This window comes from Nonomuraea composti, assembly GCF_012034275.1.
Classification (GTDB): domain Bacteria; phylum Actinomycetota; class Actinomycetes; order Streptosporangiales; family Streptosporangiaceae; genus Nonomuraea; species Nonomuraea composti.
Genome location: NZ_JAATEP010000003.1, coordinates 187,012 through 210,591, shown reverse-complemented (window position 1 = coordinate 210,591; position 23,580 = coordinate 187,012). Strand labels below are relative to the sequence as shown.

17 protein-coding genes are annotated in these 23,580 nt (G+C 71.3%); 9 read left to right on the top strand and 8 right to left on the bottom strand.

Translation table 11 applies throughout. The features are described 5' to 3' along the window. Positions 1-2 precede the first annotated feature (2 nt). From HCN51_RS06350 to HCN51_RS06330, 5 genes are all read right to left on the bottom strand, one after another. A complete protein-coding gene (locus tag HCN51_RS06350; protein ID WP_168007733.1) occupies positions 3-770 on the bottom strand; it encodes an enoyl-CoA hydratase-related protein in 768 nt (255 codons plus the stop codon). After that, positions 767-2,638 carry an ATP-binding protein gene (locus HCN51_RS06345; RefSeq protein ID WP_168007731.1) on the bottom strand — a complete coding sequence of 624 codons (1,872 nt, stop codon included), beginning with the start codon at positions 2,636-2,638 and terminating at the stop codon, positions 767-769. Before HCN51_RS06345 ends, HCN51_RS06350 begins: the two co-directional genes overlap by 4 nt. Further along, positions 2,635-4,170, bottom strand: coding sequence for an acyl-CoA carboxylase subunit beta (locus tag HCN51_RS06340; protein WP_168008048.1), 1,536 nt, complete (start codon positions 4,168-4,170; stop codon positions 2,635-2,637). The genes HCN51_RS06345 and HCN51_RS06340 overlap by 4 nt, the downstream gene beginning before the upstream one ends. Before the next feature lie 164 nt (positions 4,171-4,334). Continuing rightward, entirely contained in the window at positions 4,335-6,662 is a 2,328-nt protein-coding gene (locus tag HCN51_RS59090) for a serine/threonine-protein kinase (protein WP_346433550.1), read from the bottom strand. 183 nt (positions 6,663-6,845) lie between these two features. Beyond that, positions 6,846-8,207 (bottom strand): FAD-binding oxidoreductase, encoded by a 1,362-nt coding sequence (locus HCN51_RS06330; RefSeq protein ID WP_346433549.1) that lies wholly within the window; start codon positions 8,205-8,207, stop codon positions 6,846-6,848. Between the two features lie 112 nt (positions 8,208-8,319). Between HCN51_RS06330 and HCN51_RS06325 the strand changes: the two genes are divergently transcribed. Then, positions 8,320-8,841 (top strand): hypothetical protein, encoded by a 522-nt coding sequence (locus HCN51_RS06325; protein ID WP_168007729.1) that lies wholly within the window; start codon positions 8,320-8,322, stop codon positions 8,839-8,841. 51 nt (positions 8,842-8,892) lie between these two features. Here HCN51_RS06325 and HCN51_RS06320 read toward each other — a convergent pair whose 3' ends face one another. Next, complete coding sequence (locus HCN51_RS06320) at positions 8,893-10,104, bottom strand: aspartate aminotransferase type Ic (RefSeq protein ID WP_168007727.1); 1,212 nt, start codon at positions 10,102-10,104, stop codon at positions 8,893-8,895. Between the two features lie 203 nt (positions 10,105-10,307). Between HCN51_RS06320 and ctaD the strand changes: the two genes are divergently transcribed. The 8 genes from ctaD (at position 10,308) to HCN51_RS06280 (ending at position 19,485) form a co-directional block, all read left to right on the top strand. After that, positions 10,308-12,014 carry an aa3-type cytochrome oxidase subunit I gene (gene ctaD / locus HCN51_RS06315; protein ID WP_168007725.1) on the top strand — a complete coding sequence of 569 codons (1,707 nt, stop codon included), beginning with the start codon at positions 10,308-10,310 and terminating at the stop codon, positions 12,012-12,014. 40 nt (positions 12,015-12,054) lie between these two features. Beyond that, positions 12,055-12,288 carry a hypothetical protein gene (locus HCN51_RS06310; RefSeq protein ID WP_080036588.1) on the top strand — a complete coding sequence of 78 codons (234 nt, stop codon included), beginning with the start codon at positions 12,055-12,057 and terminating at the stop codon, positions 12,286-12,288. Positions 12,289-12,293: 5 nt separating this feature from the next. Continuing rightward, positions 12,294-14,039, top strand: a complete 1,746-nt coding sequence (gene frdA, locus HCN51_RS06305) for a fumarate reductase (quinol) flavoprotein subunit (protein ID WP_080036589.1) — start codon at positions 12,294-12,296, stop codon at positions 14,037-14,039. Continuing rightward, positions 14,032-14,793: a succinate dehydrogenase iron-sulfur subunit gene (sdhB, locus tag HCN51_RS06300; RefSeq protein WP_230465963.1), complete on the top strand. Its 762-nt coding sequence runs from the start codon at positions 14,032-14,034 to the stop codon at positions 14,791-14,793. The genes frdA and sdhB overlap by 8 nt, the downstream gene beginning before the upstream one ends. Further along, on the top strand, positions 14,790-15,194 hold the full coding sequence (locus HCN51_RS06295; protein ID WP_168007723.1) for a fumarate reductase subunit C: 405 nt from the start codon (positions 14,790-14,792) through the stop codon (positions 15,192-15,194). Before sdhB ends, HCN51_RS06295 begins: the two co-directional genes overlap by 4 nt. 20 nt (positions 15,195-15,214) lie before the next feature. Then, the gene (gene frdD, locus HCN51_RS06290) at positions 15,215-15,580 is read left to right on the top strand and encodes a fumarate reductase subunit FrdD (RefSeq protein WP_168007722.1); all 366 of its coding nucleotides are present in this window, start codon (positions 15,215-15,217) and stop codon (positions 15,578-15,580) included. Positions 15,581-15,702: 122 nt separating this feature from the next. Continuing rightward, the gene (locus tag HCN51_RS06285) at positions 15,703-18,447 is read left to right on the top strand and encodes an immune inhibitor A domain-containing protein (RefSeq protein WP_346433548.1); all 2,745 of its coding nucleotides are present in this window, start codon (positions 15,703-15,705) and stop codon (positions 18,445-18,447) included. A gap of 99 nt (positions 18,448-18,546) precedes the next feature. Continuing rightward, positions 18,547-19,485: a diacylglycerol/lipid kinase family protein gene (locus HCN51_RS06280; protein WP_080036593.1), complete on the top strand. Its 939-nt coding sequence runs from the start codon at positions 18,547-18,549 to the stop codon at positions 19,483-19,485. Between the two features lie 139 nt (positions 19,486-19,624). Here HCN51_RS06280 and HCN51_RS06275 read toward each other — a convergent pair whose 3' ends face one another. Both HCN51_RS06275 and HCN51_RS06270 read right to left on the bottom strand, forming a co-directional pair. Continuing rightward, positions 19,625-20,392, bottom strand: a complete 768-nt coding sequence (locus HCN51_RS06275; protein WP_168007720.1) for an SWIM zinc finger family protein — start codon at positions 20,390-20,392, stop codon at positions 19,625-19,627. A gap of 49 nt (positions 20,393-20,441) precedes the next feature. Further along, positions 20,442-23,561 carry an SNF2-related protein gene (locus tag HCN51_RS06270; protein ID WP_168007718.1) on the bottom strand — a complete coding sequence of 1,040 codons (3,120 nt, stop codon included), beginning with the start codon at positions 23,559-23,561 and terminating at the stop codon, positions 20,442-20,444. Positions 23,562-23,580 lie beyond the last annotated feature (19 nt).

Genomic DNA, 23,580 nt, shown 5'->3' with positions numbered 1-23,580 from the left:
GCTCAGCCCTCCGCGGGCACCCACGCGGGCGGGCGCTTGTCGCGGAAGGCCGCGATGCCCTCCTGGCCCTCCTCCGAGGTGAAGCGCTCGGCCGACAGCTCGGCCATCCGGCGCAACCCCTCACCGAACGGCATCGCCGGCACCTCCCTGACCAGCCGTTTCGTGATCGCCAGCGCCTCCGGGCCGCCCAGCGCGAGCATCCCGGCGTACCGGGCCACGGTCGCGTCCAGCTCCTCCGGCGGGACGGCCGCCGACAGCAGGCCGATCTCCACCGCCCGCGCGGCGTCGAAGACCTCGCCGGTCAGGAAGTACTCGGCCGCCGCCCGGGCGCTCAGCCTGCGCAGCACCGGGACGGCGATCATGGCGGGCGCGACGCCCAGCCGTACCTCCGTGAACGCGAACGACGCCGTCAGCGGCGCGATCGCGAAGTCGCACGCCGCCACCAGCCCCAGGCCGCCCGCCCGCGCCGTGCCGTTGAGCCGGCAGACGACCGGCTTCGGGCTGTCCCAGATCAGCTCCAGGACCTCCGGGAACGCGGCCGTCACCGGCGCGCCCGAGGCCCGCTGCTCCTTGAGGTCGGCGCCCGAGCAGAACACGTTCCCCGTCGCGGTCAGCACGATCACCCTGGCCGCCGGCTCGGCCAGCGCCCAGCCCAGCCGCTCGGCCAGCTCGGCGAGCAGGCGGCCGGACAGCGCGTTGCGGTTGGGCGGCGAGTCCAGCGTGATCGTCGCGACGCCCCCCGCCAGCTCCTTGTGCACCAGCTCCGTCATGAGTCCCCCTCCTGGATGATCGCCAGCACCGCTCCCGCGTCGACCTGCCGGCCCTTCTCCACGTGCACGCCCGAAACCACGCCATCGGCCGGGGCGGTGATCACGTGCTCCATCTTCATCGCCTCCAGCACCAGCACCGCCTGCCCCTTGACCACCCGGTCGCCGGGCTCCACCTCGACCCGCAGCACGCTGCCCGGCATGGGGGCCAGCAGCGAGCCGGGCGCGACGTGCTCGGACGGCTCGGGCAGCCGCGGGACGGGCGTCAGCTCCGCGTGGCCGCCCGCGTGGTCGACGCACACGCTGCCGGGATAGTGGGCGATCTCGTACGTACGGCGCAGCCCGCCCTGCTCCAGCACCACCCGGTACGGGTCCGCGGCGACTACGGCGACACCCTCGGGGAGCGGGTCGTAGGTCACCTCGCCGGTCTCCTCGAAGCGGACGGTGCGGGGCTGGGAGCGCACGTTGCGCCAGCCGGCGGGCAGGCCGGCCAGGACGCGGGCGCGGCTGCGGTTGAGCGCGGCCACGGCGAGCGCGGCGGCCAGCGCCTCCTGACCGTCCCGCGTCCGAACAGGGGACGTGTGGAGCGGGCCGTCCGCGTCGAGGAAGCCGGTGTGCGTGTCGCCCGCCGCGAAATCCCGATTTGTCAGGATATTTACGAGCAAATCGCGATTTGTTGTGAGACCGTGCAGCCGCGCCCCGCGCAACGCCGACACCAGCTTGCGCACCGCCTCCGCCCGCGTCGAGCCGTGCGCCACCACCTTCGCCAGCAACGCGTCATAGTGCGGCGACACCACCGACCCCGACTCCACCCCGGCGTCCACCCGCACCCCGCCCGCGATCTCGAACCGCCGCAGCACCCCGGCCTGTGGCACGTGCCGGGAGTCCTCGGCGTACAGGCGCGCCTCCACCGCCCACCCCACCGGCGGAGGCGGCGCGGGCGGCAGCGCGGCCCCCTCCGCCACCTCGATCTGCAGCCGCACCAGATCCACGCCGTGGACCAGCTCGGTCACCGGATGCTCGACCTGGAGCCGGGTGTTCATCTCCAGGAACGCCACCCGCTCGCCCTTGACCAGGAACTCCACGGTGCCGGCGCCGACGTAGCCGATCGTGCGCGCGGCCCGCGTCGCGGCCTCGTACAGCAGGGAACGCGTCGCCTCCGAGATGCCCGGCGAGGGACACTCCTCGACCACCTTCTGGTGCCGCCGCTGCACGCTGCACTCGCGCTCGCCCAGCGCCCACACGGTGCCGTGCCGGTCGGCCAGCACCTGCACCTCCACGTGCCGGGCCCGCTCCAGCAGCGGCTCGGCGAACACGGTGCCGTCGCCGAACGCCGAGGCGGCCTCCCGCCGCGCCGACTCCACCGCCCCCGCCAGCTCCTCAGGGCCGCGCACCACCCGCATCCCGCGCCCGCCGCCCCCCGCCGACGCCTTCACCAGCAGCGGGAACTCCTCCGGCGCGGCGAGATCGAGCGAGGGCAGCACGGGCACCCCCGCCTCCGCCATCAGCCGCTTCGCCCCGATCTTCACCCCCATGGCCGCGATCGCCTCCGGCGGCGGGCCGACCCAGACCAGCCCGGCCGCCAGCACCTCCCGCGCGAACTCCGCGCTCTCCGACAGGAACCCGTAGCCGGGATGCACCGCGTCCGCCCCCGACGCCCGGCAGGCCGCCAGCAGCCGCTCCACGTCCAGGTACGTCTCCGACGGGCGCACACCCGGCAGGCGCACCGCCAGGTCGGCCTCGGCCACGTGCGGCGACTCCGCGTCGGCGTCGGAGAACACGGCCACCGTGGAGATGCCCAGCTCCCGGCAGGTACGGAAGACGCGGCGGGCGATCTCGCCCCGGTTCGCGACGAGCAGGCGGGTGATCACGGCCGGAACACCCCGAACCCCGCCGCCTCCGGCTCCGGCGCGCTGTTGATCGCCGACAGGCACATCCCCAGCACGGTACGGGTGTCGCGCGGATCGATCACCCCGTCGTCGTACAGCCGCCCCGACAGGAAGAAGGCCAGCGACTCGGCCTCGATCTGCGCCTCCACCATCGCCCGCATCGCCGCGTCGGCCTCCTCGTCGTACACCTGCCCCTTGGCCAGGGCGGAGGCCCGCCCCACGATCGACAGCACCCCCGCGAGCTGTGCCGGGCCCATCACCGCCGACTTCGCGCTCGGCCAGGAGAACAGGAAGCGGGGCTCGTAGGCGCGCCCGCACATGCCGTAGTTGCCCGCGCCGTAGGAGGCGCCCATGACGACCGTCAGGTGCGGCACCGTCGAGTTGGACACCGCGTTGATCATCATGGCGCCGTGCTTGATGATGCCGCCCTGCTCGTAGTCCTTGCCGACCATGTACCCGGTCGTGTTCTGCAGGAACAACAGCGGCGTGCGCGACTGGTTCGCCAGCTGGATGAACTGCGTGGCCTTCTGCGACTCCTCGCTGAACAGCACCCCGCGCGCGTTGGCCAGTACCCCCACCGGATACCCGTGGATCCGGGCCCAGCCCGTCACCAGCGAGGACCCGTACAGCGGCTTGAACTCCTCGAACATGCTCCCGTCGACCACCCGCGCGATCACCTCGCGCGGGTCGAACGGCACCTTCAGGTCCTCCGGCACGATGCCGAGCAGCTCGTCGGCCGGATACGCCGGCTCCGCCACGCCGGGATCGGGCGCGCGGCCCAGCTTCCGCCAGCCCAGCGAGGCGATGATCCGGCGGCCGACCCGCAGCGCGTCGTGCTCGTCCTCGGCCAGGTGGTCGGCCAGCCCGCTCACCCGGGCGTGCATCTCCGCCCCGCCCAGCGACTCGTCGTCGGACTCCTCCCCGGTCGCCATCTTGACCAGCGGCGGCCCGCCCAGGAACACCTTGGCCCGCTCCCGCACCATCACCACGTGGTCGCTCATCCCCGGCACGTACGCGCCGCCCGCCGTCGAGTTGCCGAACACCAGCGCCACCGTCGGCACCCCCGCCGCCGACAGCCTCGTCAGGTCGCGGAAGATCTGCCCGCCCGGGATGAAGATCTCCTTCTGCGTCGGCAGGTCCGCGCCGCCGCTCTCCACCAGGTTCACGTACGGGAGCCGGTTGCGCAGCGCGATCTCCGCCGCGCGCAGGGTCTTCTTCAACGTCCACGGGTTCGAGGCGCCGCCGCGGACCGTGGGATCGTTCGCGGTGATCACGCACTCGACGCCCTCGATCACCCCGATGCCCGTCACCACGCTCGCCCCCACCGGGAAGTCGGTGCCCCAGGCCGCCAGCGGCGACAGCTCCAGGAAGGGGGAGTCGGGGTCGACCAGCAGCTCGACCCGCTCCCTCGCCAGCAGCTTGCCGCGGGCGCGGTGCCGCTCGACGTACTTCGCGCCGCCCCCGGCCACCGCCTTGGCCTGCTCGGCGTCCAGGTCGGCCAGCTTGGCCAGCATCGCCGCGCGCCTGGCGCGGTACTCGGCGCTCGCGGTGTCGAGCCTGCTCGTGATCACGGAGTCCTCGCGACGATCATGCCCAGCACGCTAGCCCAGGCATGGAACGAGCCGCCACCCCGTACCGGGTGGCGGCTCGCCTGTTCATCGGACCTCAGCCGCGGTGCTCAGCCGCAGTGGCTCCAGCCCGACTTCCAGCTCAGCGCGCCGAACGCGCCGCCCCACATGACGCACTTCTTGGCCGCGGCCAGGCGCACCGGGCCGGCGTAGGCGGTGAACGCGCCGTTGTCGCCGCCCGTCGCGCCGCCCTGCACCTGGAGGGTCGCGCTCATCTTCGTCTTGTTCGGGTACACGTAACGGGACATCGTGACCACGCAGTTCTTGCCCGCGCTGCTGCTGTAGAGCAGGTAGACCGTGGCCTTGTCGCCCAGCGCGTGCGAGTTGATGATCTTGTAGCCGGAGCCGCACGCCGCCGCCGGGCTGTAGGTGTTCGGCTTCAGCGCCGCCTCGGGCTTCGCGCTCGTCTTCGACGACGGCGTCTTCGACGTCTTGGGCGTGGGGGACGGGCTGCGCGCCGGGTCCACCTCAGGCTCGATGAGCGTCGTCGACTTCTTCTTCGTCCTGGTCGGCGTCGGCGTCGGCTCGGCCTTCTTCGTGGTGGTCTGCGGCCTCGGAGCCTGCGTGACCGGGTCCGGCACCTGAGCGATCGGCTCCTTGGTCGGCTTCCTGCTCTTCTTGGTCTCCTCCGGCTCGATGTCCAGCGTGGGCACCGGCGCCGCGCTGTCCGTCGGCTGCGCCACGGGCGGCGGCTGCTGCTCGGACGGGCCCTCGCCCGGCTGGCCCGCACCCGAGCCGCCCTCGGACTCGCTGGCCGAGTTGCCCACGGCCACGACCGGGGCCTCCTTGCTGTTGGCCTGCACGACGACCGCGCCGATCACGACGAGCAGCGCCGCTGCCGCCGCGCCGGACAGGGCGAGCGTCAGGGTACGTCGCTGCTTCGCGGGCGCACCCCCACCCGGCCGCGTCCCGGCCCCACCAGCGGGACCACCGGCCCCACCGGGCCCGTTGAGCCTGCCCGGCCCACTCGGGCCGCCGGCTCCGCCCGGCCCGCCCGCGCCACCCGGCCCGCCCGGGCCTGCGGGGCCGCCGTGGGCGCCTGCCGGGAAGGGCTGGCCGGAGCCCGGCATGCCGGACGCCGCGCCCTGCTGTCCACCACCGGGCCCGCCCTGCATCCCGGGCGCACCCTGCGGGCCACCCGGCACAGAGCCCGGCACGCCGGCACCCTGAGGGCCGCCGGCGACGCCCGCCTGAGGGCCGCCGGGCATGCCCATCTGGGGCCCGCCAGGCATCCCGGGCTGCGGCATACCGGCGTGCGGCCCGCCCTGAGCCCCGCCGCCCGCGCCGCCCTGGATCGGGCCGGGGGAGGTGTTGCCCGCCGGGCCGAGGTGCGCCGTCGCGGCCGCCGCCTGGTGGCCGTAGTCGCCCGTCTGCGGCACCGGAAGCTGCTGGGGCCCGGTCGGCTGGTGCCAGGGGCCGGGGTAGTCGTCCTGCCCGGACGCGCCACCAGAGCCGCCAGGGCCACCAGAGCCGGCACCCGCACCCGCGGCGGCGCCGCCGGTCGCGCCCGCGGCGCCGCCGAAGGTCCTCTGGCCGCCCGTCACGGGCTCGATGGCCGCCTTCGGGGCGGGCTGGCCGGTGAGGTGGACGATGAGCTCGTCCGCGCTGGGCCGCTGCGCCGGGTCCTTGGACAGGCAGGCGGCCACCAGGTCGCCCAGCAGCCCCTCCATCGTCCCGAGCTCCGGCTCCTCGTTGAGGATCCGGTTCATCACGACGGGAATGGAGTCGGCCCCGAACGCGGGCTTGCCGGTGGCGGCGAACACCATGGTGACGCCCCAGGCGAACACGTCGGCCGCTTCCGACACCTGCGCCCCGCTGAGCTGCTCGGGCGCCAGGTACGAGGGCGTGCCCATGGCCATGCCGGTGGCGGTGGCGCCGGGGGAGTCGAGGGCGCGGGCGATGCCGAAGTCGATCACGACGGGGCCTTCGGGCCCCATCAGCACGTTCGCGGGCTTGAAGTCGCGGTGCAGGATGCCGGCCCGGTGGATGGCCGCGAGCGCGGTCGCCGTACTGATCGCCAGTCGTTCCAGGGCGGCGCCCCGCCGCGGCCCCTCGTTGATGACCAGCTCGCGCAGGGACGGGCCGGGCACGTACTCGCTGACGATGTACGGCCGGCTCCCGTCCAGGTCGGCGTGCAGCACGGGAGCGGTGCAGAACCGGGCGACGCGCTGGGCGACCGCCACCTCGCGCAGGAAGCGGGTGCGGGCGTCGGCGTCCGCCACCAGGGCGTTGTGCAGCAGCTTGACGGCGACTTGTTCCCCCGAGTCGCTCTTGCCGAGATAGACAACGCCCTGGCCGCCCTCGCCGAGCCGGGCGACGATGTCATACGCCCCCAGCCGCCGCGGATCGTCCGCCGCCAACGGCTGGAACTGATTCACGTCGGACCCCCATTACAACCCAATAGATGAGGCAAAACGCTACCAGCGCGACCCTTGAGGCGTCTGCCGGACCTGTCAGAAGTTTCATGTTTTGACGAGGAAAGTCAGGCTCCCGTCGCAGGTCGTGTGTGCTTGGACGCCCAAGGTCACGGCTTGGTGAAGGCAAGATCCACGAGGTCGGGGTCAGATCGCCTTGCCCGGATTGAGGATGCCGAGGGGGTCGAACACGGCCTTGATGCCCCGCTGGAGCTCGCCCGCCACCGGCCCCGACTCCAGCTCCAGCCAGCGCCGCTTCAGCAGGCCGACGCCGTGCTCGCCGGTGAGCGTGCCGCCGAGCGCGAGCGCGTCCTTGAACACCTCGTCCGCCGCGGCCCACACCTCGGGGGGCGGCTCGACGGTGCCGTGCTCGAAGATGAAGACCGGGTGCAGGTTGCCGTCGCCGGCGTGCGCCACCGTGGCGATCCGCACCCCGTGCCGCACCGCCGCCGCCTCGATCCTGCCGATCATCTCGGCCAGTGCCGAGCGGGGCACGCACACGTCCTCGACCAGGCACGCGCCCTGGCGCTCCTTGGCCCCGTACGCCAGCCGCCGCAGCCCGATCAGCTCGTCGGCCTCCTGCGGGCTGGAGGAGACGGCCACGAACGAGGCGCCGTTCTCCGCGCAGATCCGCTCCATGCGCTCCACCGCGGCCTGGCCGTCGGCGGCGTCGGACTGGCCGATGAGCATGGCCTGCGTGGCCGGTTCGAGCCCGATGTTGCGCCAGTCGTCGATGGCCTCCAGCGTGGCCCGGTCGAGCAGCTCCATGAGCGACGGCTGGCAGCCCGCCGCCATGATCGCCGACACGGCCGCGCCGGCGTCCCGCAGCGAGGAGAAGTCGGCGGCGAACGTCGCGGGCGGCGCGGCCGGCGCGCGCCGCAGCCGCACGGTGGCGGCGGTGATCACGCCCAGCGTGCCCTCGGAGCCGACGAACAGCCCGGTCAGGTCGTAGCCCGTGACGCCCTTCATCGTGCGCCGCCCGGTGTTCAGCACCCGGCCGTCGGCCAGCACCACTTCGAGGCCGAGCGCGGAGTCCCTGGTCACGCCGTACTTGACGCAGCGCAGCCCGCCGGCGTTGGTGGCCAGGTTCCCGCCGATGGTGGAGATCTCGTACGAGGACGGGTCCGGCGCGTACATCAGCCCGTGCTCCCTGGCGGCCCTGTCCAGGTCGGCGGTGATGACGCCGGGCTCGACGACGGCGATCTCGTCGGCGGGGGAGAGCTCCCTGATTGCGGTCATCTTCGCCAGCGACAGGATGATCGAGCCGTCGCCGGCCACGGAGGCGCCGGCCAGGCCGGTGCCGCCGCCGCGCGGCACCACCGGCACGCGGTGCTCGGTGGCCCACCGCATGGTGGTGACGACGTCGTCGCGGCTGGTGGCGAGCACCACGCCGAGCGGCTTGCCGGGCTCCAGGAACGTGCGGTCGCGGGCGTAGGAGTCGATCACGTCGGGGTCGGTCACGACGCGGGCATCGGACAGAGCGTCCACCAGGGCATCAATCGGTCTCACACTATGCACCTTATGGTTTGCGCAGCGCGTTTCTTAAGGCCAGACTGCCCGGGTGAAAGTCGGGTGCCCGGTGTGTGCGGAAGCTGACCAGGTTGTCGCGGTTCCTGGGGCGGTGGCCGCTGGGACCACGTACCGGATCGGGCGGGTGCGGTTACCCGGCACGCGCGAGGTCGCCGACCTGCCCACGGCGGCGGAGCTCGGCGCGTCCAAGCACGTCATGAGCCGCACGCAGCTCGCGGTGTGGCTGTCGTTCCCCAGCCGGCACTACACGGCGTGGGCCAGGAACCAGGGGTACGTGCTGCTGCTGGTCGCGGCCCTGGTGCATCTCGTCGTGTCGCTGGTGATCGCGATGGGCCAGGACCCGAACTGGGGCGAGGTGCTGTTGGCGCCGTTCTGCCTGACCGGCCTGTTCTGGGCGTTCGGCCTGCTGAACGTGCTCGGCGCGCGCGGCGCCCGCCGGCGCGACCGGGCGGAGGCGCCCGCCAGGGAGAAGGCGCTGCGCGTGTGGGAGAGCTTGTACTACTGCGCGCGCGACAACGTCGTCTTCGAGCCGGGCGTGGACATCACGTTCCACCCCAGCGAGACGCGCGAGTACATCTTCGGCTTCAGGAACGGCGGCGGCCCCCGCCCGTAGCGGAACGGCGGCGGCCCCCGCCCCTCGCGGGACGGGGGCCGCCGGCCGGGCTCAGCCGCGCTCTTCGGCGACCAGGCGGACGCAGACGGCCAGGCCGTTGATGGCCTGCTCCAGCTCGTCGAGGCCGGGGTAGGTCGGCGCGATCCTGATCACGCGGTCGTCGGGGTCCTTGCCGTACGGGTGCGTGGCCCCGGCGGGCGTCAGCGCGATGCCGGCCGCCTTGGCCTTGGCCACCACCTCGGCGGCGTGCGGCACCTCCAGGCTGATGAAGTAGCCGCCCCGCGGGCTCGTCCAGGTGGCCAGGTCGCCGAGCCGCTCGGTCAGCACCTTGTCGACCAGCTCGAACTTCGGGCCGATCAGCTCGGCGTGGCGGCGCATGTGCGCGGCCACCCCGGCGCCGTCACGCAGGAACTCCACGTGACGGAGCTGGTTGATCTTGTCGGGGCCGATCGACTGCTTCGAGGTGTTGTGCAGGAACCACTTCACGTTCGCCGGGGAGCCGCCGAAGAACGAGACGCCGGAGCCGGCCAGCGTCACCTTCGAGGTGGAGGCGTAGACGAACACCCGGTCGGCGTTGCCGTGCTCGGCGGCCAGGGCCAGCAGGTCGGCCAGCTCGTCGGGGGTGTCGGTGAGGTGGTGCACCGCGTACGCGTTGTCCCAGAAGATCCGGAAGTCGGGCGCGGCCGTCCGCATGGCGGCCAGTCTGCGCACGGTCTCGTCGCTGTAGGTGATGCCGGACGGGTTGCTGTACTTCGGCACGCACCACATGCCCTTGACGCTCGCGTCGGCGGCGACCAGGCGCTCGACGACGTCCATGTCGGGGCCCTCGGCGGTCATCGGCACGGGCACCATCTTGATGCCGAACCGCTCGCAGATCGTGAAGTGCCGGTCGTAGCCGGGCACCGGGCACAGGAACGTGATCTCCGGCTCCTCGACCCACCGGCGGGCGGCGCCCGGCACCGGCGTGAGCAGCGCGTGCACCACGGTGTCGTGCATCAGCGCCAGGCTGGAGTTGCCGCCGACGACGAGCTGCTCCGCCGGCACCTGCACCAGCGGCGCGAACAGCTCGCGCAGCTCGGCCAGGCCCTGGAGGTTGCCGTAGTTGCGGCCGTCGGTGCCGTCGGCCGCCTGGTAGGACGTGGGCAGTTTGAGCAGATCGTTGGAGAGGTCGAGCTGGCGCGGCGACGGCTTGCCCCTGGTGAGGTCGAGCGAGAGCCCTCGCTGGACGAGGTCGGCGTAGTCACGCTGGGCGGTCACGAGCATCTCCTCCGATTCTGTTGACCTTCGAAGGATAGAAGATGCCACGGGCCCGGCCGGACGGTATCCGCCATGTGGACAGCCATGGAGACGGGGCGCGGATCAAAGCTTTCGGGAGCCAATCACAAAGAACGCCTAGCCGAGCGGCGATCGTTGGCGTGGAATGGGTAGATCGGGGCAGGCACAACTCCGCGTCGGAGGGAGCAGCCGTGACGACCGTTCGAGAGACCTCGATCGAGCAGGTCAGGCGCCGTCGCACCGGGACGATCATCGCATCCTGGCTGTCGACGACCGATCACAAGGTCATCGGGTACCTCTACCTGATCACCTCGTTCGCCTTCTTCCTCGTCGCGGGCGTCATGGCCATGTTCATCCGGGCCGAGCTGGCCGCGCCCGGCATGCAGATCGTCAGCCAGCAGCAGTACAACCAGCTCTTCACCATCCACGGCACGGTGATGCTGCTGCTGTTCGCCACCCCGCTGTTCGCGGGGTTCGCGAACGTGGTCATGCCGCTGCAGATCGGCGCCCCCGACGTGGCCTTCCCCCGGCTGAACGCGGTGGCGTACTGGCTGTTCCTGTTCGGCGGGCTGATGGTGGTGGCGGGCTTCTTCACGCCGGGCGGCGCGGCCGACTTCGGCTGGTTCGCCTACACGCCGCTGTCGTCGGCGGTGCACACGCCGCAGGTCGGCGCGGACCTTTGGATCATGGGCCTGGCGATGTCGGGCCTCGGCACGATCCTCGGCGCGGTCAACTTCGTGACCACGATCATCGGGATGCGGGCGCCCGGCATGACGATGTTCCGCATGCCGATGTTCACCTGGAACGTGCTGCTGACCAGCATGCTCGTGCTGATGGCCTTCCCCGTGCTGGCGGCGGCGCTGCTGGTGCTGGAGTCCGACCGCAAGCTGGGCACGCAGGTCTTCCTGTCCGACAACGGCGGGCCGATACTCTGGCAGCACCTGTTCTGGTTCTTCGGCCATCCCGAGGTCTACATCATCGCGCTGCCGTTCTTCGGCATCATCACCGAGGTCATCCCGGTCTTCAGCCGCAAGCCGATCTTCGGCTACGGGAGCCTCGTCGGGGCCACGATCGCGATCGCGGGGCTGTCGATGACGGTGTGGGCGCACCACATGTTCCCCACCGGGCAGGTGCTGCTGCCGTTCTTCTCGTTCATGACGTTCCTCATCGCGGTGCCGACCGGGGTGAAGTTCTTCAACTGGATCGGCACGATGTGGCGCGGCCATCTGAGCTTCGAGACGCCGATGCTGTTCGCGATCGGCTTCCTCGTGACGTTCCTGCTGGGCGGGCTGACCGGGATCATCCTGGCCTCGCCGCCGCTCGACTTCCACATCAGCGACACGTACTTCGTCGTCGCCCACTTCCACTACGTGGTCTTCGGCACCGTCGTGTTCGCCATGTTCTCGGGCTTCTACTTCTGGTGGCCGAAGATGACCGGCCGGCTGCTCGACGACCGGCTCGGCAAGATCCACTTCTGGACGCTGTTCATCGGCTTCCACACCACGTTCCTCATCCAGCACGTGCTCGGCCAGCTCGGCATGCCCAGGCGCTACGCCGACTACAGCGCGGCCGACGGCTTCACCACGCTGAACGAGATCTCCTCGGTCGGGGCGTTCCTGCTGGGCGCCTCGACGCTGCCGTTCCTCTACAACGTCTGGAAGACCGCCCGGCACGCCCCCAAGGTCACGCTCGACGACCCGTGGGGCTACGGCAACTCCCTCGAATGGGCGACGAGCTGCCCGCCGCCGCGCCACAACTTCACCCGCATGCCGCCCATCCGCTCCGAACGCCCGGCCTTCGACCTGCACTACCCGCACGAGAAGCCCGACGAGCAGCCGCCGGAGACCGAGGAGAGCGGCACGCCCGAGGTGCCGCCGCGCCAGGACGCGCCCGGCTGACCCTCCTCCTTGACCTTTCGCCTATCTAGGGAGATCGGCGATGACAGGCACGAAGATTCCCTTCGACCCCGAGACGGCACCCTGCGGGAAGCAGTCCGGAGGTGATCGCCTCGTCGACGACGACGGCTACGGCCTGGTCATCCGCGACCAGCTCTTCGACTGCGGCTGCCGCCGCATCAGGCACGAGTACCACGACGGCAGCATCCACCTGTCCGCCATCCGCCATGACGGCAAGCGGGTGAAGGACCCGATCCGGCCGGACCTCGGGAAGTGACGTAGATGATCGACGTGCTCATCGTCGGAGGAGGCGGAGCCGGGCTGCGGGCCGCCGTGGCGGTCGCCGAGACGGACCCCGCGCTCAAGGTGGCGGTCGTGTCGAAGGTCTATCCGATGCGCAGCCACACCGTCTCCGCCGAGGGCGGCGCCGCCGGGGTGATCGCTCCCGGGGACACGCTGGACGAGCACTGCTACGACACGATCTCGGGCGGCGACTGGCTGTGCGACCAGGACGCGGTGGAGGCGTTCGTGGCCGAGGCGCCCAAGGAGCTGATCCAGCTCGAACACTGGGGCTGCCCGTGGAGCCGCGAGAGCGACGGGCGGGTCGCGGTGCGGCCGTTCGGCGGCATGAAGAAGATGCGCACCTGGTACGCGGCCGACAAGACCGGCTTCCACCTGCTGCACACGCTCTTCCAGACCACCCTGAAATATCAGGACATCATCAGGTACGACGAGTGGTACGTCACCAAGCTCCTCGTCGACGACGGCCGCGTCCACGGCGTCGTCGCCACCGAGATCAGGACCGGCCGCATCGAGACCATCCCCGCCAGGACCGTCATCCTGGCCACCGGCGGCTGCGGCCGGGTCTTCCCCTTCACCACGAACGCCGCCGTCAAGACCGGCGACGGCATGGCCCTGGCCTACCGGGAGGGCGCGCCGCTCAAGGACATGGAGTTCGTCCAGTACCACCCGACCGGCCTGCCGTTCACCGGCATCCTCATCACCGAGGCGGCCAGGGCGGAGGGCGGCTGGCTGATCAACAAGGACGGCTACCGCTATCTCCAGGACTACGACCTGGGCAAGCCGACGCCCACCCCGAGGCTGCGCAGCATGGAGCTGGGGCCGCGCGACCGGCTCTCGCAGGCGTTCGTGCACGAGCAGCGGCAGGGCCGCACCGTGGACACCCCGTACGGGCCGGTGGTCTACCTCGACCTGCGCCACCTCGGCGAGGCGAAGATCGACGCCCGCATCCCGTTCGTACGCGAGCTGTGCCGCAGCTACCAGAACCTCGACCCGGCCACCGACCTCATCCCGGTCCGCCCGGTCGTGCACTACATGATGGGCGGCGTCCACACCGACCTCCACGGCGCCACCCCCATCGCGGGCCTGTACGCGGCCGGGGAGACGGCCTGCGTGAGCATCAACGGCGCCAACCGGCTCGGCTCCAACTCGCTGCCGGAGATCCTCGTCTTCGGCCGCCGGGCGGGCATCGCGGCGGCCGCGTTCGCCAAGGAGCACCGCGAGGCCGAGCCGCCGGCCGTACGGAGCCAGGGCGAGGACGAGCGGCGGCGGCTGGAACGCGCGCGCGAGGGCGGCCGGCCCCGGAACGGGCGCGGCGAGCGGATCGCCGACCTGCGCGAGCGGATGCAGCACACACTTGAAGGGGCGGCCGGCATCTACCGCACGGGCGACGTGCTGGCCAAGGCCGTGGACACGCTCGCGGAGCTGCGCGAGCGGGCCGAGGAGGCCCGCATGGAGGACAGCAGCACCGCGTTCAACACGGAGCTGATCAACCTGCTGGAGCTGCGCAGCATGCTGGAGATCGCGCAGACGATCGCCGCCTGTGCGCTGAACAGGGAGGAGTCGCGCGGCGCGCACCAGCGCACCGACTTCTCGGCCAGGGACGACGCGGCCTTCCTGGCGCACTCGCTGGTGCACCGCGCCCCCGACGGCACGCCGTCGGTCGGCCTGCTGCCCGTGACGATCACACGCTGGCCACCGGGAGAAAGGGTCTACGGCCGTGACTGACACGACGCAAGCGGTACGGCAGGCGGCGGGCACCCGGACGATCCGGATGGAAGTGGCGAGGTACCGGCCCGGCCAGGACGCCGAGCCGGTCTTCCAGGGCTACGACGTGCCGCTCATGAGCGACTGGGCCGTGCTGGACGGCCTCAACCACATCAAGGACCAGCTCGACGGCAGCCTGTCCTACCGCTGGTCGTGCCGGATGGGCGTGTGCGGCTCGTGCGGCATGACGGTCAACGGCGAGGCCCGGCTGACCTGCGGCACCTTCCTCAGCGAGTACGGCGACGGGCCCGTCAGGGTCGAGCCGCTGAAGGGGTTCCCGATCATCAGGGACCTGGTGGTGGACATCGACGGGTTCCTGGCCAAGCTGTCGTCGGTGCGGCCCTGGCTGATCAGGGAGGGCGAGGACCTGCCGCTGACCGCCGAGTACGCCCAGACGCCCGAGCAGCTGGAGGCGTACAAGCAGTACAGCATGTGCATCAACTGCCTGCTGTGTTACTCGGCCTGCCCGGTCTACGTGCTCGACCCCGACTTCCTCGGCCCGGCCGCCATCGCGCTGGCCCAGCGCTACAACCTCGACTCGCGGGACATGGGCGACCGCTTCGACGTGCTCAACCAGGAGGACGCGGTGTGGGGGTGCACGTTCGTCGGCGAGTGCACGAAGGTCTGCCCGAAGCACGTGGATCCGGCCGAGGCGATCCAGCGCTACAAGCTGACCGCCGCGCTGCGCTCGGTGCTGCCGTGGAGCAGGCGATGAAGACCGAGGTGCCCGCGGGTGCCGCCTACCGGCCGCGGCGGGACCGCCTCTGGTTCGCCCGCACCCGCAGCTACACGATCTTCGTCTTGCGCGAGCTGACCAGCGTCTTCGTGGCCTGGTCGGTGGCGTTCCTGCTGATGCTGGCCGGCGCGGTGCTGGGCGGCGGGCTGCCGGAGTTCGCGGCGCTGGCCGGGCGGCCCTGGATGATCGCGATCAACGTGGTGGCGCTGGCGGCCACCGCGTTCCACTCGGTCACGTTCCTGAACCTCGCGCCGAAGGCCACCGTCGTGCGCCTGGACGGCTACCGGCTGCCCGCGTGGATGATCCAGGGCGGCAACCACTCGCTGTGGCTGGTCGTCTCGGCGGTCATCGCGTTCTTCGTGCTCCGGGGGTTCCGATGAGGCGTGCTGAGGGAGTTCCGATGAGGCGTGCCGAGGGGGTCGCGGTGAGGCGGACGCCGGAGCCGTACCTGTGGCTGCTGTTCAGCGGCGGGGGAGTGGTGGCGGCGCTCGTGCTGCCGGTGCTGGTGCTGCTGTTCGGGGTGCTCATGCCGCTCGGGGTCGTGGACTGGCCCACCGCCGGGCACCTGCGCGGGCTGCTGGGCAACGTGCTCGTACGGCTGACGCTCGTCGTGGTGGTCGTGCTGTGTCTCTTCCACGCCGCGCACCGGATCCGGCACACCAGTGAGGAACTGCTCGGTCTGGCCCGGTTCGACCTGGTGATAGCACTGTTTTGTTACGGCGGGGCTATTGCGGGCGGGGTCATTGCCGTGATGCTGATGTTCTGAAATGTCGTAGTTTGATCACGTTTCAACAACGTACTTTACGTTCGGTTGACGTACCCCTTAGCGTCCGGCATTGCACACCCTATGGCCATGCGCCCGGCGACCCCGGGCAGAGAGGGTTCCTGGTGCCACGTACTAAGCGCCTGTTAGCAACGATCCCGGCGGTCGCCCTCCTTGGCGCCGCCCTGTCCACGCCCCCGGCAGCCGCGACGTCCGTCGCGAACTACCAGCCCACGGCCGCGGACTACTACATCAACTACGCTCCTCCGGCCGTCCCCCACGAGACGAAGGAGCCCAAGGTCGAGGACGCGCGCTCGCGCTCACTCACCCCCGCCCAGAAGTTCGACCGGAAGTTCAACAGCGGCAACCCGGCGACCGGCCGCATCCTCGCCGCCCGCGAGGAGCAGGCCATCAGGACCGGGCGCAACCCCGCTGAATGGATCTTCAAGAACACCAAGCAGACCCGCACGGCGAAGCTCCTGACCGTGCTCGTGGAGTTCAACGAGCAGGCCAACGACGACTTCTCCGGCTTCAACCGCCTGCGCAGCACCCAGGGCGCCGCCGACGACTGCGTCGTCGAGCCGCCCGGCACGCTGATGAACGGCCCGCTGCACAACCAGATCCCCGACCCGGCCACGCTGCCGCACAAGGACAACAACTCCTTCTGGGTCAAGGACTTCAGCACCGAGCACTTCAACAAGATGCTCTACACCGACAAGGGCATCACCGAGCGCGTCCGCCTCGACCTGAAGGACCCGCGCGACGGCAAGCCCGGCATCGACATCTCCGGCTACACCATGAAGAAGATGTACGAGGAGATGTCGAAGGGCGCCTACTCCGTCACCGGCTCCGCCGTCGGCTGGATCAAGGTGCCGCACTCCGAGGCCTGGTACGGCGCCGCCGCCTGCGGCAACCCGCCCCAGGACATGTCCGGCCACCCGGACAACCCGATCGGCGCCCAGCAGCTGCCCATCGACACCGTCAACGCCCTGGCGCAGGCCCAGCCCGACTTCCCGTGGGCGGACTACGACGTCGAGGACATCTCCGACGCCGACGGTGACGGCAACTTCGCCGAGCCCGACGGCGTGATCGACCACCTCGTGCTCGTGCACGCCGGCAAGGACAAGTCCTCCGACGGCGGCGCCCAGGGCACGTACGCGATCTGGGCCCACTCCAGCGCCGTCGCCGGCGGCTACAAGGTGCCCGGCACCAACATCAAGATCTCCAACTACATCGTGCAGCCCGAGGACTCCGGCGTCGGCGTCTTCGCCCACGAGTACGGCCACGACCTCGGCCTGCCCGACCTGTACGACACCTCCGGCCAGTACAGCTCCGCCGTGGACTTCTGGGACCTGATGTCCAGCGGCTCCCACTCCGGCCCGATCTTCCAGTCGATGCCGAGCCACATGGGCCTGTGGGACAAGTGGGTGCTCGGCTGGGCGAACCCGAAGACGTTCAACCCCGGTGACGCCGCCAAGCTCGTCACCGTCGGCCAGGCGTCGCGCACGCCCAAGCTCACCCAGGACGGCGTCCGGGTGAACCTGGCCTCCACGCCGCTCAAGATGATCGACGTGCACAGCGGCTCCAACGCCTGGTGGAGCGGCCTCGACCAGGACTGGGCCAACCTCAGCCTGCAGCGCGACCTGCCCGTCCCCGCCGGCACCGATCTCAAGCTGTGGATGTGGAACAACTACGAGATCGAGCAGGACTGGGACTTCGGCTTCGTCGAGGTCTCCACCGACGGCGGCCAGACGTGGACCCAGCAGAAGGTCTACGACGAGGCCGGCAACGAGGTCAGCACGCCGGACGACTACCCGGACCCGTACAAGAACCTCAAGACCTTCGGCAACAAGAAGTACGGACTCACCGGTGACACCGGCGGCGCCTGGCGGCACGACTACGTGAACCTGACGCCGTTCGCCGGGCAGACCATCAAGCTGCGGCTCACCTACAACACCGACGCCGCCTTCCAGGCGCGCGGCTGGCACGTGGACGACTTCCAGCTCACCAACGGCGGCACCGCCGTGTGGAGCGACGACGTCGAGAGCGACACCGGCTGGAAGCCGCTGCACGGCACGTTCACCAACACCAGCGGCACCGGCTGGACCCGCAACAACGGCGAGCGCGAGATCCAGCGCTTCTACCTCGCCGAGTGGCGCAACTTCGACGGCTTCGACAAGGGCCTGCAGTACACCTACGACACCGACTACTCCCGCGACGGGGCGTGGAAGGTGCAGAAGATCAAGTACAACGCGCCCGGCCTGCTCGTCTGGTACCGCGACTCGACGTACATCAACAACAACCTCGGCGACAGCCTCAGGCAGCCGCCGAGCCTCGGCTCCAAGGGCAGCCTGCTCGTCGTCGACTCCCACTTCGACCCGCTGCGCAGGACCGGCGTGGCCGCAGAGAAGGACCCGACGCTGCAGAAGAACCTCCAGGGCCGGGTGCAGTCCTCCAACGCCGCGTTCGGGTTCGGCAAGACGTACCCGTTCAAGGAGTGCCTGGAGGCGCCGGACGAGCCGTTCAGCGAGTACTGCACGGACCTGCCCGCGCAGAAGGGCGTGTCCACCTTCACCGACGCCAAGACCTGGTACCCGGGCCTTGAGGTGATCGACGGCGGGCTGTACTTCCGCGACGCCGACGCCTCCGTGGTCGTCCCCTCCAAGGGCGACCAGACCTACACCACCCGCGTGGTGCACCAGGACGGCACCCCCGCCACCGAGCTGTACGGCCAGGTGGCCGCCGGCTCCGTCCTCGGCACCGGCAACCCCGGCGACGAGGGCAAGGCGCTGGGCGTGCAGTTCAAGCTCGTGAGCCCGCTCCCCGGCAACCTGGGCGCGATCGTTCACGTGGTGCCCCCGAAGAAGTAACCCGTCTGAGGGCCGCCGGCAACCCCGGCGGCCCCTAAGATCAGTCGCGTCCGGCGATCGATCTCAGGTCGCGAGTCTTTGCACCTACGATTGATGACCATGAGCGAACTGCGCACCAAAGATGAGCACACCGAGGCGATCCGGCGGGATCGCCGGGTGGCGGTGGTGGTGAACACTCGCTCACGCCGCGGCCGCCGTCACTACTTCGAGGTGATCGAGCAGATTCACAACCTCGGGTTCGACCCGCTGGCGGAGCTGTCGGTCTACAACACCAAGAAGCTGCGCGACCTGCTCGACACCGCCCTCGCCACCGACCCCGACCTGCTCATCGTCGGCGGTGGCGACGGCACGCTGTCCACGGCCGTGCGCCACGTCGCCCACCGCGACGTGGCGCTCGGCGTGCTGCCGCTCGGCACCACCAACAACTTCGCCCGCAGCCTCGGCCTGCCGCTCGACCTCGCCGGCGCGATCCGCGTGTTCGCCACCGGCAAGGTCGCCGACATCGACCTCGGCATGGCCGACGACCGGCCGTTCGCGAACCTGGCCAGCTTCGGCGTCTCCGTCGAGGTGGCCGGCAAGGTCAAGCCGTGGCTCAAACGCGTCGTCGGCCGCCCCGCCTACCCGCTCACCGCGCTGACCATCCTGCCCAACCACCGGCCGTTCCGCGCCTACATCACCGTCGAGGGGCAGCGCCACGAGCTGCTCACCCACCAGCTCAACATCGCCAACGGCCGCTTCCACGGCGGCTGGCAGGTCGCCCGCGACATCAGCATCGACAACGGCATGCTGGTCGCCTACCAGCTCGGCTCCGGCAAGAAGCTGCGCCTGCTCGGCGAGACCCTCCTGCGCGCCACCACCGGCCGCTGGCGCAGCCTGGCCGGCGGGCCGTTCGTCGTCGGCAGGGAGATGCTGCTGGAAACCGACCCCCCGATGGCCGCCGACGTCGACGGCGAGGTGCGGCTGCGCACTCCGATCCGGCTCCGCGTGGTTCCGAACGGAGTGCGCGTCATGGTGCCCGCCGCCTTCGAGGACCGCTGAGTCTCAGCGGCTCAGGTCCAGGAAAATCCCATGTTTCCGCCCTTTCCCTAGGTCGCGGCTTCTCCTACCCAAAGTAACCGAGCAATCTCCGTACGTCACGGGCAGGTTGCGGGCGGGGAAAGTGCGAAGGGGGCGTACGTCACGCGTCCGCAAGCCCCTTGTACGCCGGGGTGAGCGCACGCTCCAGCTCGCCGGGCGGCGGGAAGACCCGCAACAGCAGATCGGGCGCCACCGCCACCGGCCGCCGCTCCGGCCGGTGCGCCGTCGCCCCCGGCGCGTAGAAATCGGCCAGCCGATCCGCGAACGGCACATCCGCCACCCGCAACGGATCCGCCGCCCGCTCCTCCGCCAGCGACCCCAGCAACTGCTCCTTCGTCCGCCCCCGCCACGCCAGCACCAGGAACGGATCGTCGTCGAACGACTCCGCCAGCAGATACAGCACCGCCGACAGGTGCTTGCACGGAAAACCCCAGTCGGGGCACGAGCAGTGCATGTCGAGATCGCGCGGGAACAGGTCGGCGCCCAGCGCCGCGAACAACTCCTCGATCTCCTCCGGCATCTCACCCGCCAGCAGCCTGGCCCGGTAGACGGCCTGCGCCGCGATCTCCTCCTCGATGGCCGCCCAGCGCTCCTCGCCGTACGCCTCGATCCGCACCACGACCTCGTACGGATCCGGCCGCGACCCCTGCACCGCGGCCGTCACCTCACCGGCGGCCAGCTCGATCGACAACACCTGCCCCTTACGGGCGTAGGCGCGCCCCCGCGAGAGCCGGCCCTTGTCGCAGACGCGCTCCAGGATGTCGATGAACCGGCGCGACCACCAGGCGGAGCCGATACTGCCCCGCTGCGACCTGGCCTTGATCCCGCCCTCGACCCGGATCGGCCCACCCGCCTCGAACCACGCCATCAGCCCACCCCATCCGCTGTGCGCGGCAGAGTGGCCTCCCACCAGACCATCAGCCCACCCCCTCGGCCGTCAGGCGGAACACCTCGCGCAGCTCCTCCGTGGACAGGTCGGTCAGCCAGTCTTCGCCCGTGCCGACCACCCGCTCGGCCAGCGCCTTCTTGCGCTCGATCATCTGGTCCACGCGCTCCTCCAGGGTGCCCGCGCAGATGAGCTTGCGCACCTGCACGTTCTTGCGCTGCCCGATCCGGAACGCGCGGTCGGTCGCCTGGTCCTCCACCGCCGGGTTCCACCAGCGGTCCACGTGCACCACGTGGTTGGCGGCGGTCAGGTTGAGCCCGACCCCGGCCGCCTTCAGCGACAGCACGAACAGGGCCGGCTCCGGATCCTGCTGGAAGCGGTCCACCAGCCGGTCACGGGTCTTCTTCGGCAGCCCGCCGTGCAGCCAGAGCACCGGCCGGTCGAGCCGCTGCGCCAGATAGGGCTGCAGCATCGCGCCGAACTCGGCGTACTGGGTGAACAGCAGCGCCTTCTCGCCCTCCGCCAGGATCTCCTCCGACAGCTGCTCCAGCCGGGCCAGCTTCCCCGACCGGCCGGCCAGCCTGGAGCCGTCCTTCAGCAGGTGGGCGGGATGGTTGCAGACCTGCTTGAGCTTGGCCATGGCCGACAGCACCAGCCCGCGCCGCTCGATGCCCTCACTGCTGTCGATCTTGGCCAGCATGTCGTCCACGACCGCCTGGTAGAGCGTGGCCTGCTCCGTCGTGAGCGGGCACCACTCCTTGACCTCCAGCTTCTCCGGCAGGTCGGAGATGATCGACTTGTCGGTCTTGAGCCGGCGCAGGATGAACGGGCCCGTCGCCCGCTTGAGCGCGGTGGCCGCCTGCTCGTCCTGCCGCGCCTCGATCGGCTCCTGGAACCGTGTCCTGAACCGCGACCGCGGCCCCAGCAGGCCCGGGTTCGCGAACTCCATGATCGACCAGAGCTCGGCCAGGTGATTCTCCACCGGAGTGCCCGTCAACGCGAGCCTCGTGCCTGTAGGGATGGCCCGCACCGCCTGGGCCTGCAACGTGCCGCTGTTCTTGATCGCCTGAGCCTCGTCGCACACGACCCTGCGCCACTGGTACTGCTTGAGCGTCTCCAGGTCGCGCTGGGCGGTGCCGTAGGTGGTGATCACCAGATCGGCCTCCGCGATCCCGGCCGCGTCACGCCCGCTGCCGTGATGCACGTACACCCGCAACCCCGGCGCGAACCTCGCCGCCTCCCGCTGCCAGTTACCGATCAACGACATCGGACACACCAGCAACGTCGGCCCAACCCCGTCGTCCGGCACGGGCACGGCGGCCTCACCCGCGGGCGCCGGAGCGCCGGCACATTCAGGAGTGTGAGAGCCCGGGGCGGCGGTGCGTTCGTGGACGAGGAGGGCCAGGGTGGTGATCGTCTTGCCCAGGCCCATGTCGTCGGCCAGCACCCCGCCCAGCCCCAGCCCCGACAGGAAGCTCAGCCACGCCAGCCCGCGTTCCTGGTACGGCCGCAGCGTGGCGTCGAGGCCCGGCGGGGTCGCCAGCGGGGTGAGGCGCCGCTCGGCCTGCCCCGACAGCAGGTCGCCCAGCACCCCGTCGGCGTCGATCTCCAGCAGCGGCAGCTCCTCGTCGTCGCTCTGCACGACCTGCCGCAGGATCTCGGCGGCGCTCGCCGCACCCGCACGGCCGCCCTCCACCGCCCGCAACGCCGCCTTGAGCTGCCGGTCGTCCAGCTCCACCCACTGGCCGCGCACCCGCACCAGAGGCACCTTGAGCCTGGCCAGCTCGGCCAGCTCCGCCTCGCTGATCGTCTCGTCGCCCACCGCGAGGTCCACCCGGAAGTCGACCAGCTCCCGCATGCCGAAGCCCTGCCCGGCCGCCGCCGACTGCTGCTTCCTGGTGCGGGTGGTCAGCTTCAGCCCCAGCCGCGTACGGCCCGCCCAGCGGGGCAGCTGCACCCCGAACCCGGCCGCCTGCAGCAACGGCGCCGCCTGCCGCAGGAACCCGAACGCGCCCGCCGTGTCGAGCACCAGCTCGCCCGGCTCCGGCACGCGCAGCGCCCGGTCCAGCTCCGGATACAGCCGCACCGCCCGCCCCAGCCCCGTCAGCAGCTCCCGCTCGGGCCTGCCCGGCAGCCCCGTCACCCCGCCCCAGACCTGCGCGGCCGGGACGTAGAGGCTGGGGTCGTCGGCGGCCTGCAACGCCAGCTCCACCCGCCAGTCGTCGCCTTCGGCGTCGGGCTCCAGCAGCCGGAAGCACACCCGCGTCGCCCCCTCGGACGCCGCCACCGCCGCGTACCACTTCTCCAGCTCCCGCCGCAGCTCCGGCACGTCGGGACAGGCCCCGCCGACGCCGGTGGGTGGGCTGCTGGTGAGGGCGGCCAGCCAGCGCTCCTGGAGCGTTCGGGGCGGCCTGGTGAGCAGGGGCTCGGTGAGCGTGCGGCGGACCAGGGCGTCGGTGAACGCCTCCAGAGCCTCGAGCTGGACGTCCGTGGAGGGGCGTTCGGTGGAGGAGGTGCGGCAGGCGGGCGGCATGGCCAGGGCCAGGTCACGGAAGTAGGCGGCGTCGGCCCCTGTCAGGACCGGCCACCACACGGCCCTGGCGTCGTCCTCGGGGGCCGCCCACATCGCCATCTCGCCGGCTGCTCCAGCCCCGCCACGGTCGGGGCCGGTGGCGAGCACGAGTTGCGGGATCACCCGCCCCCGTCGTACCAGATCGTGGGCGAAGGAGGCGACGGCGGCCCAGTGGCGCATCGTCGCGGTGCCGGTGTGCTCGGCGAGCACGCGCAGGGCGTCGGCGGCGGGCGGGACGACGGCGGGCACCCGCCACAGCCGCAGCCGGGGACGCGCCACCTCCGCCATGCGGCCGGTCTCGGGCGAGGGCAGCGGCTCCTTCGCCGACCCCGGCAACAGCAGCTCCAGCAGCCGCGACCGCCGTTCGTGCGGCGTGGCATGCGCCTCGCGAGGTGGGGTGTCGAGGCCGAGGGTGGTGGCGAGGGCGGGAGCGGGGGCGGCGAACGGGTGGAGCCGGGGCGTGCCGGCTGAACGTGAGCGTGCCGGGCCCCGGGCGGGGCCGGGGCGCGGGGGGTCGGCGGGGGTGGTTTCCGCCCAGAAGGCGAGCCCCTCCGTTGTCCAGACCCCGTGTACCAGCACCCCGGCAGGTTACCCGCCC

What these genes read in the sequence shown, in the direction of transcription:
- HCN51_RS06320 (WP_168007727.1), bottom strand. Translation starts at nt 10,104, where the DNA reads ATGCTCGTGACCGCCCAGCGTGACTACGCCGACCTCGTCCAGCGAGGG.
- frdD (WP_168007722.1), top strand. Translation starts at nt 15,215, where the DNA reads ATGAGGCGTGCCGAGGGGGTCGCGGTGAGGCGGACGCCGGAGCCGTAC.
- HCN51_RS06340 (WP_168008048.1), bottom strand. Translation starts at nt 4,170, where the DNA reads ATGCTGGCCAAGCTGGCCGACCTGGACGCCGAGCAGGCCAAGGCGGTG.
- HCN51_RS06310 (WP_080036588.1), top strand. Translation starts at nt 12,055, where the DNA reads ATGACAGGCACGAAGATTCCCTTCGACCCCGAGACGGCACCCTGCGGG.
- HCN51_RS06295 (WP_168007723.1), top strand. Translation starts at nt 14,790, where the DNA reads ATGAAGACCGAGGTGCCCGCGGGTGCCGCCTACCGGCCGCGGCGGGAC.
- frdA (WP_080036589.1), top strand. Translation starts at nt 12,294, where the DNA reads ATGATCGACGTGCTCATCGTCGGAGGAGGCGGAGCCGGGCTGCGGGCC.
- HCN51_RS06280 (WP_080036593.1), top strand. Translation starts at nt 18,547, where the DNA reads ATGAGCGAACTGCGCACCAAAGATGAGCACACCGAGGCGATCCGGCGG.
- HCN51_RS06275 (WP_168007720.1), bottom strand. Translation starts at nt 20,392, where the DNA reads ATGGCGTGGTTCGAGGCGGGTGGGCCGATCCGGGTCGAGGGCGGGATC.
- HCN51_RS06350 (WP_168007733.1), bottom strand. Translation starts at nt 770, where the DNA reads ATGACGGAGCTGGTGCACAAGGAGCTGGCGGGGGGCGTCGCGACGATC.